Annotated in this window: 12 protein-coding genes; 1 reads left to right on the top strand and 11 read right to left on the bottom strand. The window is 60.3% G+C overall.

Translation table 11 applies throughout. The features are described 5' to 3' along the window. Positions 1-29 precede the first annotated feature (29 nt). From ACI514_RS10020 to ACI514_RS09970, 11 genes are all read right to left on the bottom strand, one after another. Positions 30-3,107 carry an autotransporter domain-containing protein gene (locus ACI514_RS10020; protein ID WP_405123695.1) on the bottom strand — a complete coding sequence of 1,026 codons (3,078 nt, stop codon included), beginning with the start codon at positions 3,105-3,107 and terminating at the stop codon, positions 30-32. Between the two features lie 61 nt (positions 3,108-3,168). Beyond that, positions 3,169-6,120 (bottom strand): autotransporter domain-containing protein, encoded by a 2,952-nt coding sequence (locus ACI514_RS10015; RefSeq protein ID WP_405123694.1) that lies wholly within the window; start codon positions 6,118-6,120, stop codon positions 3,169-3,171. A gap of 283 nt (positions 6,121-6,403) precedes the next feature. Then, positions 6,404-7,774 (bottom strand): TolC family outer membrane protein, encoded by a 1,371-nt coding sequence (locus ACI514_RS10010; RefSeq protein ID WP_405123693.1) that lies wholly within the window; start codon positions 7,772-7,774, stop codon positions 6,404-6,406. A gap of 2 nt (positions 7,775-7,776) precedes the next feature. Continuing rightward, entirely contained in the window at positions 7,777-9,126 is a 1,350-nt protein-coding gene (locus tag ACI514_RS10005) for an HlyD family type I secretion periplasmic adaptor subunit (RefSeq protein WP_160058005.1), read from the bottom strand. Next, positions 9,123-10,898 (bottom strand): type I secretion system permease/ATPase, encoded by a 1,776-nt coding sequence (locus tag ACI514_RS10000; protein ID WP_160058006.1) that lies wholly within the window; start codon positions 10,896-10,898, stop codon positions 9,123-9,125. The genes ACI514_RS10005 and ACI514_RS10000 overlap by 4 nt, the downstream gene beginning before the upstream one ends. Before the next feature lie 209 nt (positions 10,899-11,107). After that, on the bottom strand, positions 11,108-11,530 hold the full coding sequence (locus ACI514_RS09995; protein WP_405123692.1) for an AprI/Inh family metalloprotease inhibitor: 423 nt from the start codon (positions 11,528-11,530) through the stop codon (positions 11,108-11,110). Positions 11,531-11,623: 93 nt separating this feature from the next. Next, positions 11,624-13,090: a serralysin family metalloprotease gene (locus ACI514_RS09990; RefSeq protein WP_160058008.1), complete on the bottom strand. Its 1,467-nt coding sequence runs from the start codon at positions 13,088-13,090 to the stop codon at positions 11,624-11,626. Between the two features lie 456 nt (positions 13,091-13,546). Then, positions 13,547-14,632 (bottom strand): polyamine ABC transporter substrate-binding protein, encoded by a 1,086-nt coding sequence (locus ACI514_RS09985; RefSeq protein ID WP_160058009.1) that lies wholly within the window; start codon positions 14,630-14,632, stop codon positions 13,547-13,549. 58 nt (positions 14,633-14,690) lie between these two features. Next, positions 14,691-15,035 (bottom strand): cupin domain-containing protein, encoded by a 345-nt coding sequence (locus ACI514_RS09980; RefSeq protein ID WP_160058010.1) that lies wholly within the window; start codon positions 15,033-15,035, stop codon positions 14,691-14,693. A gap of 42 nt (positions 15,036-15,077) precedes the next feature. Then, positions 15,078-16,484 (bottom strand): NAD(P)/FAD-dependent oxidoreductase, encoded by a 1,407-nt coding sequence (locus tag ACI514_RS09975; RefSeq protein WP_405123691.1) that lies wholly within the window; start codon positions 16,482-16,484, stop codon positions 15,078-15,080. 52 nt (positions 16,485-16,536) lie between these two features. Further along, positions 16,537-17,352 (bottom strand): AraC family transcriptional regulator, encoded by an 816-nt coding sequence (locus tag ACI514_RS09970; RefSeq protein ID WP_160058014.1) that lies wholly within the window; start codon positions 17,350-17,352, stop codon positions 16,537-16,539. 263 nt (positions 17,353-17,615) lie between these two features. On the opposite strand from ACI514_RS09970, the gene ACI514_RS09965 reads away from it, so the two are divergent. Then, positions 17,616-17,888 carry a DUF1652 domain-containing protein gene (locus ACI514_RS09965; protein WP_038367758.1) on the top strand — a complete coding sequence of 91 codons (273 nt, stop codon included), beginning with the start codon at positions 17,616-17,618 and terminating at the stop codon, positions 17,886-17,888. The last annotated feature ends 47 nt before the right edge of the window (positions 17,889-17,935 follow it).

Raw genomic sequence — 17,935 nt, 5'->3', positions numbered from 1 at the left:
GCAGCTCTTTGCAGAGCTGCCAGCACGCCTCAGAACTGCCAGTCGAGGGTCAGACCCACGCCGTGGTCCTTCTCGTTCGAGCCGATCAGTCCGTTGTAATCCAGGTTCACCCGCACATCGCGGTTGAGCGCCAGACCCGCACGCACGCCGACCACTGCCGCGTCGCGATCCATCGACACGCCCTGCACGGTGAACGCGCTGTTGCCGTTGGCAAAGGCCAGATGGCTGTCGGCGTCGACACTGCTCAGGTTGTGCTGCCAGCCGAGGCTCGCGCCCAGTTCCAACTGATGCTGATCCGACAAGGCGAAGCTGCGCTTGGCGCGCACACCGAGGGTCGACAGCACCACATCACGGTTATCCTCGCCGCCCTTCAGCGCGGCGGCGTCACCTTTTTCGGTGAAGCTTTCGGTGTTCAGGTGCACATAGGACAGATTGGCGAACGGCTCCAGATTCATCGGTTGCAGGCCCAGATCATAAGCGGCCTCGGTGAATACTTGAGTGGTTGCGGCATCGTGCTTGGTCTTTTGTTTACCGCTCACGTCCCCAAACTGCAGGTCACGTTTGACGTCGACACGGTGCCAGCTGTAGGCGCCGCCGACGGTCAGACGCAGCGCATCGATCTGATGCCCCAAGTACGCACCCAAGTGGTAGCTGTCGACCGACGCCGACGAATGCGTGCCGCTGCCCATGCTCAACGAGCTGTCGCTGTAACCGGTAACGAAACCCAGACGGGTATCTTCAGCGATCAAACCATCGACACCGGCCAGCAGGCCACCGATAGAACTGTTGGAATCGGCATTGTCATGCCCGCCATCGCTCTTGCCCCACGAACCCAAGACCTTGACCCAGGCGTTGCTGCGGTCATCCGTCGGTGCGCCGGCATTGAACAGATCACGTTCGCGCAGACGCTCGCCCACCGCTTCACGCAGGTAACGGCTGTCGTTGATCAGCATCGTGCCAATGGCCGGATGAATTTCGCCGGACAGTTGCTGGAAGGCTTGCTGCGCCGACGCCGCATTCGGCGACAGCAACAGGGTTTCGAACAGCGCATTGCCAGCGCCCAGCCGTTCAGCCGCCGCACCGACAGCGCGTTGGTTTGGCGTCAGACCGACGCTGGCGAACGAGGCATCGTTACGCCCGACCGCCAACTGGATGCCATCCGCCGAGTACGCCAGCGTGCCGCCGAGGAAGGCGTAATCCGGTAACACCTGACCGAAGCGCCCTTCAATGCCACCCGCCGCTTGCAGGATGTTGTAGCGCGTGCCGAGCAGGCTTTGCACCTCGTTGGTGGTCAGCAGTGTCGGGCTGTTTTCCAGTGACATGCTCACCGTGGCGCCTTCAATGACCGCTTTGCCAGTCGCGACAATCTGATCGCTGCTGGTCGGCGACAGCTCTACGGCGTAGGTCGAACCCGGTGCAAACGTCACGTCACCGGCCACGTTCAGGGTGCCGATGGAGTTACCCGGCGCCACCGTACCGCCGCTGTTCACCGACAGCGCGCCGATATGGCCATTGCCGCCGAGGATACCGCCGTCATTCACCGTCACCGCCGATTGCAGCGAGCCGTTGATGGCCAGGCGGCCCTGATTGACCAGGGTCGGGCCGCTGTAAGTGTTGTTACCGGTCAGCACCAGCGTGCCGAGACCTTGCTTGGTCAAACCGCCGTGACCGGAAATATCGTTGCGCCAGGTGTCGAGGCCGCAGGTGATATCGGTGCACACGCGTTCGGTCGGCTTGCCCTGATCGATGATCGCGCCGATGCCCGGCAGATCCGCGACAAACTGGCCGGAGCCGTAAGCGCCGTCGATGCGGAATTCCGCCGGAATGTCCTGCTCGGTGACGAACATCGACGGTCCGTCGATGCCTTTGCGCAGGTTGATCATGCCCCAGCCGTACAAGGCGTCGATGCCCGGCGCGCCGAGGTCGGTGGCGGTGGTGCGCAAGACCGTGGCGACTTGATCGCCGGTCATGTACGGGAAGCGTTCCATCAGCACCGCCATGGAACCGGCCACGTGCGGCGCGGCCATCGAGGTGCCGTTGTAGTTTTTGTAGCCGGTGGTGAGGTTGTCGGCGTTGGTGCCTTCGATGATCGAACTGAAGATTTTCGTACCCGGTGCCGAGACGCAAAAACTCGCGGTGTAGCCGCAGCGCGAAGAGAACGTACTGATGATGTACGGGTTGGCGCTGGCCTGGTCCGGGTTCTGCTGCAACGCGGCGACGGTGATCCAGTTCGGCGCGATTTCCGGCACGAAATAGCCGAGGCCGGCGATGGCGTCCGGGTTGTTGAGGTTGTAGTCGTTGCCGGCGGCGAAAATCGTGACGATGCCGCTGCGCGCGGCGGCAATTGCGCCGTCATAGGCGCCGCCCGGTTTGGTGCCGAGCAGTGTGCGGATCTCGTTGAACTGCACTTGCGCGTCATTGACGGTGAAGTGCGGGTACGCCGGATCGCGCCCACCGAGGTCGAAACGGTCAGTGATGCCGATGCCCCAGCTGTTGTTGATGATCCGCGCGCCGCTGGCGATCAGTGCGTCCCAACCGGCCTTGTACACCGCGCCATCGTTACCGCGAACGATGCCGTCTTCCGGGCCCGGGTCGCCGTTGTCGGCGCTGATGATCTGCGCCCCGAATGCCACGCCGTGCATCGGCCCGCCGTCGCGACTGCCGGCGGCGATGCCGCCAACGTGGGTGCCGTGGGCGCCGAGTTTGCCGTCGGAACCGACCGAGGGCGAACCGTCATAGCGGAACGCATCACCGGCTTTGACCGGGATGTACGGGTCGGTGTATTCGCGGATCCCGCTGGTGACCAGGGTGACCACCTTGTTGCTGCCGGAAAACTCCGGGTGCGCGGCATAGACCGGTTGGTCGAAGATGCCGAGTTTGACGCCTTTGCCGGAATAGCCGGCGGCGTAAGCGTAATCCGCGCCGATGGCACCCAGGCCCCAATCAGCCTTGAATTCGCTGCTGCGCCAACTCGACGGATCGCCCGTGCGACCGCTCTCCACGAAGGGCGCGGCATGGGCTGTGCCGATGGCACAGAGCACGGCGAGCGTGAGGGTTTTCAGGGCAAAGCGGCCTCCCGTTTGCGCGGGGGTATTGTTGTTATTCATCCAGCGACCTTCCTTAGTGATGTTGCGAAAAATCCTGATCGTTCCCACGCTCCGCGTGGGGTTAGAACTGCCAGTTCAGGCTCAAGCCAACGCCATGAAGCTTTTCGCGACTGGCCAGTTGTCCGTTGTAATCAAGGTTGACCCGTACGTCCTTGCTCAACGCGAGGCTGGCCTGCACGCCAACCAGCGCGGCATCGCGCACCAGCGCCGAGCTCTCCACCGAATACGGCGTGCCACCGCTGGCAAAACGCAGATGTTGTTCAGAGTCGATGTCGCTCAGGCTGTGCTGCCAGCCGAGGTGGCCGCTGACGTCGAGTGATTGCGCAGGCGAAAGATTGAAGGTCTTGATCGCCCGCACGCCGAGGGTGCTCAGCACCGCGTCACGTTGATCGCCCGAGCTTTTCAGCGCGGCCGCGTCGCCCTTCTCGGTCAATCCTTCGGTGTCCAGATGCACGTAGGCCAGGTTGGCGAACGGCTCCAGCGCCAATGGTTGCAGGTGCAAGCGATAAGCCGCCTCGCCGAACACTTGCGTGGTTGCCGCATCGACCTTGGCCTTCTGTTTGCCACTGACGTCGCCGTATTGCAGGTCGCGCTTCACATCGGCGCGATGCCAGCTGTAGGCCGCGCCGGTGCTCAAGCGCCAGGCGCCGATTTCACGACCGGCGTATGCGCCCAGGTGATAGCTGTCGACCTTGGCCGAGGAATGCGTGCCCGAGCCCATGCTCAATGAGCTATCGCTGTAACCGGTGACCAGACCGATGCGGGTCTGCTCGTCCAGCGCGCCGTCGACACCGGCCAGCAGACCGCCGATCGAAGTGTTGTAGCCTGCCGTATCGTGGCTTGAATCGGTCGAGCCCCAAGCGCCGAGGGCTTTGATCCAGCCGTTGCTTTGCGCAGCAGTTGTGTCGTGCAGACGCTCGCCCACCGCATCGCGCAATTGGCGGCTGTCGTTGATCAGCATCGAACTCAATGCCGGGTAGATTTCGCCACTCAGTTGCTGGAAGGCTTGTTGCGCGGAACTCGCATCGGGTGAGCGCAACAGGCTTTCGTACACCGAGTTGCCGGCGCCCAGGCCTTCGATGGCAGCCGCCACCGAGCGTTGATTCGGTGTTTGCCCGATGCTGGCGAAGGTTGTGGCGTTACGTTCGACGTTCAGTTGAATAGCGTTGGCGGCGTAGTCGAGGCTGCCGCCGATAAACAGGTAGTTCGGCAATACCGCGCCAAACTGACCCTGAATGCCGCCGGCCGCTTGCAGGATGTCGTACTGGCGACCGAGCAGGCTTTGCGCTTCGGTGGTGCTGAGCAGCGTCGGGCTGTTTTCCAGCGACAGGCTGACAGTGGCGCCGCTGACGCTGGCCGTGCCGCCGGCAACGATGCGATCGCTGCTGGTCGGCGACAGTTCAACGGCGTAGGTCGAACCCGGTGCGAAGGTCACGTCACCGGCCACATTCAAGGTACCGATGGAGTTGCCCGGCGCCACGCGTCCGCCGCTGTTGGCGAGCAGCGCGGCGATTCGCCCGGTACCGCCGAGGGTGCCGCTGTCATTCACCGTCACCGCAGACGTCAGCGAGCCGTTAACCGTGAGCAAACCGCCATTGATCGTGGTCGCACCGCGATACGTGTTGTCGCCGGTGAGGATCAACTGCCCGCCGCCGGACTTGATCAGACTGCCCTGATACACCCGACTCGCCGCCGCTGCATCACGGGCAGTGCCGACCGCGTAATCGGTCTGATCCTGTTGGCTGGCGCCCGCAGCAACGCCGTTCTGCCAACCCTTGTCCTGCAGTGTTTGCTGCCAGGCGCTGTGCTCGGCGAGATCTTCGGTCTGACGCTGAATCAGCGCCTTGTCGGAGATGTCATTGCTCCAGACATCGCGCTGCTCTGCCCCCAGGTTGGCATCAAACGCACCGAGCAACTGCCCCGGCCCGCGCATCGCCCGGTTCAGATTGGCCACGCCCCAACCGACCCGCTCGGTCGGCGCATCGGTGACCGAACCATCCAGTTGCGTGGCGGTGGTCAGCAACACTTCGAGGGCCTGCTGATTGTTCATGTACGGGTAGCGTTCCATCACCAGCGCCAGCGCGCCGGTCGCATGCGGCGCCGACATCGAGGTGCCGGACTTGATCGCGTAACCGCCACCGGGAATGGTGCTGTCGATCTTCGCCCCTGGCGTGGTGATGCACCAGTATTTGGCGAGGCCACACTGGTTGTACTTTTGCTGATTGCTCTGATCGAGGCCCGACACGGCCAGCCAGTGACCTTCCAGATCCGGCTGAAAGTACGGCAGCGCGGAACGCACGCTGGCGTTTGGATAGCCGCTGTTACCGGCGCTGAACACGTTGATCACGCCGCGTCGGGACACATCGGCGGCGGCATCGAGCCAGGTGCCTTTGTTCCAGTGCTGCGCATAAGCGGCGTGCAGATCCGCCAGAGTGCGATAGCTGACGTCCGGTGGCTGGCTGCCCCAACTGTTGTTGATCGCGCGCACGCCGGCATCGGCGAGGGCGTCGTATACCGCTTTGAAATAGCGCGGATCGGGGTTGGGGCCGAAGAGGAAGCTGTCGTTTTTGTTGGTGTTGCCGACGTAGATCTGCGCGTTGTACGCCACGCCGTGCATGCCGGTACCGTCGCGCGAGGCGCCCATGGTGCCGACGACGTGAGTGCCGTGCGAGTCGTTGTTGGGATTGATGGTGCCATCGACGTTGAACGGTGAGCCGTCGATGTAGCTGCCGCTGGCCAGTACCGGGTGATAACGGTTGGTGGCGAATTCCGGGTGGGCGGCATCGAAACCGGAGTCGAGCGCGCCGATTTTCACGCCTTGGCCGGTGATGCCGGCGGCGTAGGCTTGCTCGGCCTGCATGCGGCTCAGGCCCCAGTCGCGGAGGAATTCAGCGCTGCGCCAACTGGCGGGATCGCCGGGTTGGCCGCTTTCGAGGTATTGCGCCTGAGCCTGGGTTGCAGAAATCAAAAGCAGCAGGGTGCCGACCGAAATCGGCTTGATGCGTACGTCCATGTTCACCACTCACTTTTATTGTTTTATGCCGGTTGTTTTGCGGTGTTGCCTGTTCCCCTCACCCCAGCCCTCTCCCCCAGGAGAGGGAGCTGACCGCGGGGTCTTGCGTCATGCATCGACCTGGAAAACCGGGTCGATTGTGGATTCGGTAGAGCGCATCCTCGCCAAGGCAAACGGAGTTGATCGATGTTGGATTCGGTGCCGCTCGATCAGGTCGGTGTACTTCTAAAATATCCTCCGATCAGTCCCCTCTCCCTCTGGGCGGTCCGACGTTTCGGGAGGGTTAGGGTGAGGGCTGTTGAGCGACCACGAAAGCCTCATCCACCCGCGCCAGATCCTGCTCGTTCAATGTCCCGGCGTAGTAATGCAACTTGGTCCAGGCCATCAGATAGTCGTACCGCGCCTGCGCCAGATCGCGGCGCGTGGTGAACAGTTGCTGCTCGGCGTTCAACGCGTCGAGGTTGGTCCGCTCACCGCCGAGAATGCTCTGCTTGGTCGACACCACCAGCGCTTCCGCCGAGGTCAACGCCTTCTGATAAGCGCGCAGTTTGCTCACCCCCGACAAACAGGCGCTGAACTGCCGACGCAGTTCGATCAGCGTCTCGCGCGTCTTGCCATCAAGCTCGTACTCCGCCTGCTCCATGGTGCGGCTGGCCTGACGCGTGGACGCCGAGACACCGCCACCGGCATACAACGGCACGCTGACTTCAAAACCGATGGTGTTGGTTTCGTAGCGTTGGTTGTAGGTGTTGCCGCTTTCCGATTCGTTCTGGCGCATCGACGCGTAAGCACTGACTTTCGGCAAATGCCCGGCGCGATTGCGTTCCACTTCATAACGCGCAACTTCCACGGCCTGGCGCTGCGAGGCCAGATTCGGGTTATTGCTCACTGCCATTTCGTGCCAGGTGTCGTAATTGGCAGGCATCAGCGCGAAGGTCTGGAAGTTTTGACCCAGCGGCGCCAGATCACCAATATCCACCGCCGGCACGCCAACCAGTGCGCCCAGTTCCCGCAGCGCCGCGTCTTGTTCATTGCGTGCTTCGATCTCTTCAGCCGTCGCCAGTTCATAGCGCGACTCAGCCTCAAGAATGTCGGTGCGCGTGCCCTCGCCTTGCTTGAACATGTGTTCGTTCTGCTGGAACTGCTGCTCGTAGGCCTTCTTCTTCGCTTGAGCGATGTCGATCTGATCCTGTGCGAACAGCGCTTTGGTGTAGTTATCCAGCACGCGAACCAGCAGTTCCTGACTCTTGCCGCGAAAATTTTCATCGGCAAACAACGACTGCGCGACACCTTTGCGATACGCGGCATAAGCCTCGTAGTCGAGCAGCGGTTGCTGCAGGGTCAAGGCCGAGCCGTAACTGCTGTAGTTGCGCTCATCGGTACGGTTACGCGCGCGCTCATCCAGAGAGGTGGCTTTCGAGGTGTTGCGGCCCTTGTTGTAGGTGTAACCGATGCGCGGCAGCAGGCCGGCGCGGCCAATCGCACGGTTTTCCAGGCCTGCGTCACGTTCCTTGATCGCCCCGAGGAACACCGGGTCATTGCGCAACGCCTGTTCGTAGATCTCGAACGGCCCCATGGCCGCTGCTGCTGAGTGACTCGCGAGCAGCATCATTGCCGCGCCGAGCAGGGAAAGCTTATTCATACAGCCGAACATCCTTATTCCTCGGTCAACGCGGAGCCGGCCCGGTCGAGCAGCGGTTTGAACAGATAGTTGAGGAGTGAACGTTCGCCGGTGCGCACGAACATTTCTGCCGGCATGCCGGGCTTGATCACCAGACCGTTGAGTTTTTCCATGGCCTGATCACTGACGCTGCTGCGCAACACGTAGTACGGCACGCCGGTTTTCTCATCGACCATCTGGTCTGCGGAAATCAGGCTGACTTCACCCGGTACACGCGGGGTTTTGCTCTGGTTGAACGCGGTAAACAGGATGTCCACCGGCAAATGCGCACCAACTTTGTCGATCAGGTTGATTGGCAAGTGCCCTTCCACTTCCAGGGTGGTGCCTTGCGGGACGATCTCCAGCAACGTTTCCCCCTGGCGCACCACGGCACCTTCGGTGTGCACGCCGAGGTTGACTGCCACACCGTCAGCGGTGGCGATGATTTCGCTGTGTTGCAGGTCGAAACCGGCGGAAGTCAATTGCTCCGACAGGGTCACGCTTTTCAGCTGCGCGTCGGCCAGTTGCGTGCGAACTTCCTTCTGGTATTCCTCGGCATGCTGTTGCAGCTTCAGCCGCGACTCAAGGATGCCCTGCTCGACCCGGCCGCTTTCACCGGTGTTTTCCGCCAGTTGCTGCTGCACTTGCGACAGTTGCCGCTGGTACTCCATCAAGCGGTTGCGCGGGATGTAGCCGTTGTCGGCGAGCGGTTGCAGATTGCTCAACTGTTGTTGCAGCGAGCTGGCCTGAGCATTCAGATCAGTACGCGCGCGACGCATGCCGGCCAGTTGCGCGGTGGCGCCTTCGATGCTCGCACGCAGTCCGGCCTGCTCGCGGTAGTACGCCTCGCGACGGCTGCTGAACAGTTGGCGCTGACCTTCCAGCACCAGTGCCAGACGCGGATCCGGGTCATTGCTCAGCTCGGCCGGAAAGGTCACTTGCTTGAGGTTGTCACGCTCGGCCTGCCAACGCGCAAGGCTGGCCCACGCCATACGGTACTGCGCTTGCAGCGATTGCACGTCAGCGGCGACTTGCGTCTGATCGAGGCGGAACAGCGGCTGGCCCTGCTTGACGATTTCGCCTTCGCGCACCAGGATCCGGCTGACCACGCCGCTGCTCATCGACTGCACGGCTTTGCGTTTGCCCGACACGACGACCGTGCCCTGCACCGGAATGCCTTGATCCAGCGGCGCCAGGGCCGCCCAGGTGAAGAAGCTGCCGGCACCGACGATCGCCAGAATCCAGCCCATGCGCGCGAAAAACTTCGCATCGCGCTCCGGGCGTTCGGTGATGTAGGCGTGTTCCATGCTCGCTTCGTTTTCAGTGTTCATGCTTGCGCTGCTCATACACCCGAATTCCTTGTCGAGGGCTGATACTGTCGGCTCATGCTGAGCCCGCCCGGTGTCTGTGCAGCTTTTTCCCGTTGTTGTTCTTGCTGGCCGGAAAGTGCCTTGAGCACGTCCTGACTCGGGCCGAAGGCTTGTAAACGACCGTCATTGAGGACCAGCAACTTGTCAGCCTGGGCCAGTACCGAAGACCGGTGCGTCACCAGCACCACTGTGGTGCCTTGCGCTTTAAGCGCAGCGATGGCGCTGGCCAATGCGGCTTCGCCGACGGTGTCGAGGTTGGAATTCGGTTCGTCCAGCACCACCAGACTCGGCGTGCCATACATTGAACGCGCCAGGGCCACGCGCTGCTTCTGGCCGCCGGACAAACCACTGCCATCCTCGCCCAGTTGCGTGTCGTAGCCTTGTGGCAGGCGCAGGATCATTTCGTGCACGCCAGCCTGTTGCGCGGCGGCGACGACTTTCTGCGGATCGGCCTCGCTGAAACGGGCAATGTTCTCGGCGATGCTGCCGCTGAACAATTCGATGTCTTGCGGCAGGTAGCCGATGTACGGGCCAAGGTCATCGCGGTTCCAGCGATGAATATCGGCGCCATCGAGACGCACGGTGCCGCCAAGGGTTGGCCAGACACCCACCAGTACGCGGGCCAGTGTCGATTTGCCGGAGCCGGAAGCACCGAGCACGCCGAGCACTTCGCCGGCATTCAGATTGAAATTGACCATCTGCAACGTAGCCGCGCGTTGCCCCGGTGGGCCGGCGCTGACTTGTTCGAAGGTAATCTGGCCTTTCGGCGGCGGCAGCGCCATGGCGTCGTCGCTGGGCGGGAACGCTTGCAACAACGCATCGAGACGGCGGTAAGCCAGCTTCGCCCCGCTCCACTGCTTCCACACCGCGATCAACTGGTCGATAGGGCTGAGCACGCGGCCCATCAGAATAGAACCGGCAATCATCATCCCGGCGGTCATGTCACCCTTGATCACCAGTAATGCGCCCAGCCCCAAGACCAACGATTGCAGGCACAGGCGCAGGGTTTTGCTCAAGGAGCTGATCACTGCACCGGTGTCGCTGGCCTGATTCTGCAGACCGAGGAACCGCGAGTGCACCTGGAACCAGCGTTTGCGCAGCGAACCGAGCATGCCCATCGCCTGAATGGTTTCGGCATTGTGTAGATGACTGGTGGCCAACTGACTGGACTTCTGCGAATAACCGGCGGCCTCGCCCAGCGGCTTTTTGGTCATGTATTCGTTGAGGCACGCCAAGCCGATCAGCAACAGTGCGCCCGCGGTGGCGAGTACGCCGAGCCAGACGTTGAACAGGTAAATCACGAACAGATAGACCGGGAACCACGGCGCATCGAAAAACGCGAACAGCGCAGGCCCCGTAACGAATTGGCGAATGTGCGTCAGGTCACCCAATGACTGCCCGGCGTTGCCCTCGCCTTTGAACAGGTTGCGCTCGAACGCGGCTTGATAGACGCGCAGGTTGAAGCGGCGCTCCAACTGACTGCCGATGCGGATCACGATAAAGCTGCGCACCACTTCCAGCAGGCCGATAAAGGCGAAGAAGCCGACCACCATCAGCGACAGCATCGCCAGGGTCGTTTCGTTCTGCGAGGACAGCACCCGGTCATAGACCTGAAGCATATAGATGGAAGGCACCAGCATCAGCACGTTAATCAGCGCGGTAAAGCAGCCGACGCTGATCAGGATACTTTTATAGTCACCCAATGCCTTGAATAAGGGCGCGGTGGCTGGGGCCTTCGCCATCTTCATTGTTTATTCCTGGAAAATATTTCCCGCCATTCATTGGCGAGAGTCGAATTAATTAACCGCACAACGTCGGAACTTGATTTTTTCGTCTGCCGCTTACACTTTCATAACAACTCAAGCGATTAAATGCGGTGCAGTTGCCACTCAGCGTTACTTATAACCATAGCCTGGCGCTTTATATTAAAACTTTGTCGCCATCTGGATAATCAAGGCTATTGCGCTGCACGCTCAAGCGTAATCACCAGACCTGACTTCAAAGTGGTCAGATAAAGCCCGTCACGTTGTCGGCTGAAAAACTGGATTCTTGAGCCTTCCTTGCCAGTAATCGACAGGCCGTCCGGATCGGGAAACCAACCGATCGGGGTTTGCTCAAGCCATGCACCGAGACAGTCGGCCCCTTTGCCCAAGGTCTGATTGGATTCAAGGTCGATCAGGCAAGTGTTCGAGGGCTTGTCCTGCAGCTTTTGCGCTTCTCGACCATCATCCCGGGTAGACAACGTCGCTTGCCATTGCCCCGCAAACATCGAGGGTTCTTCAAGTCTGAGGCTGCTGGCCATACTGGTTTCTCCTGAAATCATCATGAGCGCCGCCGAAAGCCACGCCGCCACCTTGTAGGTAATAGCTTTACTGTTCATGGGAATATTCGCTCCGGCGTGTAGCCTTGCTTACCGACCAACACGATGCAAGCAAAGAAAGCGGCGCATCACACGCCGCTTTCCACTGCTACATCACGCGACGATGTCGCTGGTGGCTGCCTGGCCAACGGTGCTGACCTGGAAGTCCGCCACGCCGTGCCCGGAAAAGTCCACCGACAACAGGCTGTTGCCGCCCGACGACGTCAGAATCGCGTCACCGGCGGAACCGGTGAAGCTGCTGACGAAGTGCAGGCCGGAACCGTTGGTGATGCCAGTCAGGTCGATTTTGTCCAGACCGCTGACGAAATCGAGGATCTGATCGATCGCACCCGGCTTGGAGTCAGAACTGGCCGCGAACACAAAGGTGTCCGAACCGGCGCCGCCCCAAAGTTTGTCGGCACCACCAGCGCCGTAGAGGATGTCGTTGCCGGCACCGCCCTTCAGCTCGTTGGCCACGCTGTTGCCGATCAGCAGATCGTTACCCGAACCGCCGATGGCGTTCTCGATGATCGCGCCCTTGGCGATGGACACGTTGCCCACCAGGCCGCCAACGTCGGAGAACGAGGCGTCATTGAGGTTGATCTTCTGGTTCTGGGTGAAACCCGAGAAGTCCAGAGTATCCTTGCCGCCGGCATCCCACACCGAGAACACCACTTTGTCACTTGACGACGAAGCGCTGAGGAAATCGCGACCAGTGTTGGAGTTGAAGCCGTAGGTGGTGTCACCGGTGCGGGTGGTGGTGTTGGCACCGTAAAGCTTCTGGATGGCAGCAATATCGTCCATCAGCGGGCCGGACGAATACGCTTCGACACCGCCCTTGCTGAAGTTCTGATTGGTGTTGCTTTCGCTCCAGTAGCTCATGACGCTGTAGCCGCGGGTGTCTTGCCCGTAGGAAGCGTCGTTGTAGGTCGGGTTGCCATTGCCGGCGTTGTAGTCGCCAGGGTGAGCGAGACCCAGGCTGTGGCCGATCTCGTGAGTCAGAGTCTGACGACCGTAGTTGTTCAGATCCGGGTTCTTGTTCTGCGTGTAGCCACTGTTGATCAGGTACCACGAGGTGCCGTCATAACCGGCGCCAGTGCCTGGCAGATAGGCGAACGCTGCAGCGCCATCCTGGCCACCGCTGTAGTTACCGAAGGTCATGTGGCCGTCACCGCCCGAGGCTTTCTCGGTGAAGGTCACGTTGGCCACGTCAGCCCAGGATTGCATGGCGAGCTTGGCCTGGGCTTGTTGTTGAGCACTGAACTGACTGAACCCGCTGATCCCGTGCTTGTTCATCGTGCTGGACGATACCGAAGTCAGGAACGTGTAGGTGAGTTCGATCTTGCCGCTGCCGTCCTTGTCCTGGTAGGCAGCGCCGTCGCGCAGCAACTGGGTTGCGGCCTGGTCGACGGAGAAGGAGGGTTTGCCATTGACCGTGAGGTTGCCGCCACGATCGTACTGATGGCTGAAGCTATTGATCTGGTTGTACGCCGAACTGGCTGCGGCCAGTGGTTGAGGCGCCGCGGACAGCAGAAAAGCCTGTTCGGCGGTATCAATAGCATTCGCTTTTACTTTCGACATAAACACACTTCCTTGTTTAGCAATGGAACAGTTTTTGTCCGATAGGACTCTCTCTGGCGAGATCGTCCTATCACTCGCCCAATGAAGGCGTAAGAAACCTGACACAATTTGAAATCTGCCGTAAAGGATTTTTTTGAGATCAAATCGGGCTGTTTCGCAAAACTGCCGTAAACAAAGCGTGCGGAGGTGAAAGAATGTTTTAGTTGCGCGGCTTTTGCCTAATTGTCTGACGATTTTCTATTTAAATATTAAATATGGGTAAGTTGTTTTCTGTTAGGCGCGTCTCACTTTGCTGCACTTTATTAGTGCGATGCCAGTGTATTGATATCAACCAAATGGCTCACCCAAACTGTAGGAGCTGACGAGTGAAACGAGGCTGCGATCTTTTGACTTTGCCTTTCAAAAGCAAGATCAAAAGATCGCAGCCTGCGGCAGCTCCTACAGGGGAAAAGCGAGTCAGCTACCGGTCCGGATCTTGTTCCACACCCGCGTGCGAATCCGGTCAATGTTCAACGGCATCGCCTCCAGCGCAAACAGCTTGCCCATCATCTCCGGGCTCGGATACACCTTGGTGTCGTTCTTGATCGCCGGGTCGATCAGGCTGTCGGCCTGCTCATTGCCATTGGCGTAGTGCACGTAGTTACTGATGCCGGCCATCACGTCCGGGCGCAGCAGGTAGTTCATGAACGCATAACCGGCCTTCTCGTCCGGGGCATCGGCGGGCATGGCGACCATGTCGAACCAGATCGCCGCGCCTTCCTTGGGAATGTTGTAGCCGATGTCGACACCGTTTTTCGCTTCCTTGGCACGGTTCTCGGCTTGCAGGATGTCGCCGGAGAAACCGACCGCCACGCAAATGTCGCCGTTGGCCAGGTCGCTGGTGTATTTCGACGAGTGGAAGTAACTGACGTAAGGCCGCACTTTCATCAGCAGCGCTTCAGCCTTTTTATAGTCCTCGGGATTTTTGCTGTGGTGCGGCAGGCCCAGGTAGTTGAGCGCCGCCGGGAGTAATTCCGGGCCGTTGTCGAGGATCGCCACACCGCACTTCTGCAGCTTTTCCATGTACTCGGGCTTGAAGATCAGGTCCCAGGAGTCCACCGGCGCGTTGTCGCCGAGCACGGCTTTGACTTTGGCGATGTTGTAGCCGATGCCGGTGCTGCCCCACAGATACGGAAAGCCGTGTTCGTTGTTCGGGTCGTTGGTCTGCAGGGCTTTGAGCAGCACCGGATTGAGGTTTTTCCAGTTCGGCAACTGACTCTTGTCGAGTTTCTTCAGCGCCCCGCCCTGAATCTGCCGGGCCATGAAGTGGTTGGACGGGAACACCACGTCGTAACCGGATTTGCCGGTCATCAACTTGCCGTCGAGGGTTTCGTTGCTGTCGTAGACGTCATAGGTGACACCGACGCCGGTCTCTTTCTCGAAGTTCTTGGTGGTGTCCGGCGCGATGTAGTCGGACCAGTTGTAAACCTTGACCGTTTCCGCTGCCTGAGCAAGGGAAACGGCGAGCATCAGCGGTGCCAGAGCGAGGGTCTTGCGGATCATGGATCGATTCCTGTGTGGGTTTTCTTTTTTGTTGGCAGGCAATCAAAGGATCAAACAATCAGAAAATCAGCACGTAGCTCTTGCGCACGGTTTCCTGGATATCCCAGACACCGAGCGTGTTGGCCGGCAACATCAGTGCGTCGCCACCTTGTATGTGCAGGGTTTCGCCGCCACCGTCGGGGGTGAACGTGCAGCGCCCGGAAATGAAATGGCAGAACTCCTGTGCGGTGATCTGCCGGCGCCAGCGCCCGGGCGTGCATTCCCAGACGCCGGTTTCGACGCCGTCGTCGCGCTCGACGCTGGTGGTCGAGGCAACCGCGATCGGCTCGCCGAGGGGCACGGCCACCGGGCTGGACTCATCCAGTTGCAGGGTTGCAGTGTTTTTAAACTGGGTAATGCTCATGGTCTGACCTGTCTTTTGGGCTTTCTTCAAGTAAATCGGCGCTTAGTGCATGAAACCTTCCATGAAACCGGCGACCTGGCTGGCAAGTTTGCGCCGCCATGGCGCAGTCGCCGGGTTGGCCAGGGTCTGGTCTTCGTGGACGAAACTTTTGATGATCGCGTTGTAACCGAGCCAGCGGCACGGCTCCGGTTCCCACGCACGCAGTGCATGAATGCCGCCGTCCGGCAGCACCCACGGCTGCAGAGCCAATTCGGTGTCGCGCTCAAGAATCAGATCGGCCAGCGTGCGCCCGCCGAGATTGCTGGCGCCGACGCCCTCCCCGCCATAACCGCCGGACAGCGCGACGCCATTGGCGCGATCACAGAGCATGTGCGGTTTGAAGTGCCGCGACATGCCGAGATTGCCGCCCCAGGCGTGGGTGATCTGCACGTTTTTCAGTTGCGGGAACAGTTCGCCGAACAGATAACGGCGCAGCTCGACTTCATCGCGGGTCAGATCGAAGTTGTGGCGCAACTTGCCGGCAAACTGATAACCGCCGCGTGCGCCGAAGATCAGGCGGTTGTCGGCGCTGCGCTGGCCATAAGTGACCTGACGACTGAATTCGCTGAACGCTTGGCCACGATTGAGGCCGATCTCATCCCAGGTCGCGGCAGACAAGGGTTCGGTGGCGACGATCAGACTCTGTACCGGCAATTGATAACGGCCCAGCGGCGGCAAGGTCACCGAATAGCCTTCGACGGCCGGCACGATCCAGCGACTGCGCACGCTGGCTTTCGCGGTGCGCAAACTGCCCGACTGCCAATGGATGACGGGGCTGTTTTCGTAGATCTTCACGCCCATGTTCTGCACGGTGCGCGCCAGACCGCGGACCAGTTTCGCCGGATGAATGGTCGCCACGTGCGGCGCGTAAATCCCACCATAAGGCTTGGCCACGCGGATCTGCTGCGCCAGTTGCTCGGGGCTGAGCCAGCGGTAATCGTCGTCGGTCAGGCCCTGGGCGTGCAGTTTGGCCAGATATTCACGCAGCGTGGCTTCCTGTTCTGGATAGCGAGCGGCGCAATACAGCACCCCGCCCTTGCGGTAATCACAGTCAATGCCTTCGCGTTCGAGGACAATCTCCACTTCATCGGGAATGCTGTGCAGCAGATCAAAAGAAGCGCGGCGCTGCTGCGGCGACAGCCCGGCCAGCAGACGGTCCTCGCCAAGCAGATTGCCCATCAGCCAGCCGCCATTACGCCCAGAGGCGCCAAATCCGGCGGTCTGCGCTTCGACAATCGCAATGTCGAGGCCCGGCGCGAGTTTTTTCAGGTAGTACGCCGTCCACAGCCCGGTGTAACCGGCGCCGATGATCGTCACATCGACGTCCAGATCCCGCTCAAGCTCGGGCCGCGCGGTCAGCGGCTCATCGAGTTGATCCATCCACAAACTGATAGTGCGCCACGCCGGCATGCAAGACTCCGCCACTGAAATTCTTCGATGGCGTCGATCCTAGTGCTCGGGCTCAGGAGAAGTCTTGCGCGCGTGTCCGCAAAGAAATTTGTTTAACGTAAGCCTTCGGTGACTGGCCAGTGTGCTGTCGAAAACAGCTGTAGAACGCCGACAACGAGTTGAAACCGGCAGCGAACGCCAGTTCATCGATGCGCACCGGCGGCGTGGCGTTGTCGAGGGAGCGCAGCAGATGTTGCAGGCGTGCCTGATTGACATAGCGGTAGAAGCTTTGCCCGAGCACCTGATTGAGCAGATAGGAAATCTGATTGCGGCTGTAACCGCACTCCTTTGCCACTCGCTGCAAGTCGAGTTCGGGATCGAGGTACGGCTGCTGCTTTTCGAAGTACTGTTGCAGGTCTTCAGCCATGAAACTCAACTGGCGCGGCGACAGACCCAGGCGGCTGACCGCCGGGCGCTGACTTGACGAGGCCGTGCCGGCAGTTTGCGTGCGCACCAGCGAGGCATATTCGTTGACCCGCCAAATCAAGCCGTCCCTGACCGTGATCGCCTCGCTGGAGCGAAACGACACCAGCCCGTCGCCGCCGCGCAAGGTCACTTCGTATTGAATGAACGCGGTGTTGCCGTCGACGCGAATGCGGTCGCAATGCTCAAGCAGTTCGTCGGATTCGCGCGGCATGCTGACGCGCACGTATTCGCGTAACTCGTCGAGGCCGAGCACGCGGTTCTGGAAGAAATCGTTGTACTGGATGTCCGGGTGGTACAGCGCCATGACGCTGTCGAGGTCACGGTGCTTCCAGCTCAGGTGATAGCGCATGACCGTGGCGGCCGTGGCCTGGGTCTGTTCTGGGCCGTCGTCGTCGGCGTACATAAAGGGCTCGGCGCAAAAGAATCGAGCTTGCCGAAGTTCGGCGCGGGCTTCAATGACTAATCCGTAGTGGCCATTTGGCGACGATTGCGTAGGCCGTGACTTACATCAAAAAATGCGAAGCAATCGCAAAATGAACTGAAAAATCTCACAGGAATTTCACATCCGGATGCTACTTTTAATGTCAGTCACCGGTTGAGCCAATGAAGGCTCTTCCCACCTAACATGAGCAAACGGAAGCGCTCGATGAAGAAGGCGGGCAACACATGAATAAAGGGTCAAGCAAAGTCACGTTCCCCAATGCATGCCAACTGATGCGCTGGCATTTTCATCCCATGGGTTTCGAGGCGACGATGGACGCGCCGGGCAGCATGATCGCCCGTCTGTTTGATCGCGCCAGTGGCGAAACCATGATCGCCATCGCCGGCATCCCGTGCGCGACGGTGATGAATGCAGCGGATGTCGAGCGAATCATCGAGGCTGTGGAGGATGAGCTGGAAGCTTTCGTACCTCCGGAGTCTCTCAGGAGTTACGCATAAGCTTATGATTTAAAACAAAAAAGCCCACATTTCTGTGGGCTTTTTTG

Origin of the sequence: Pseudomonas sp. M20, assembly GCF_045037865.1 — a bacterium.
GTDB lineage: Bacteria > Pseudomonadota > Gammaproteobacteria > Pseudomonadales > Pseudomonadaceae > Aquipseudomonas.
The sequence above is the reverse complement of the archived record's forward strand: the minus strand, read 5'-3'. Positions and strand labels throughout refer to the sequence as shown.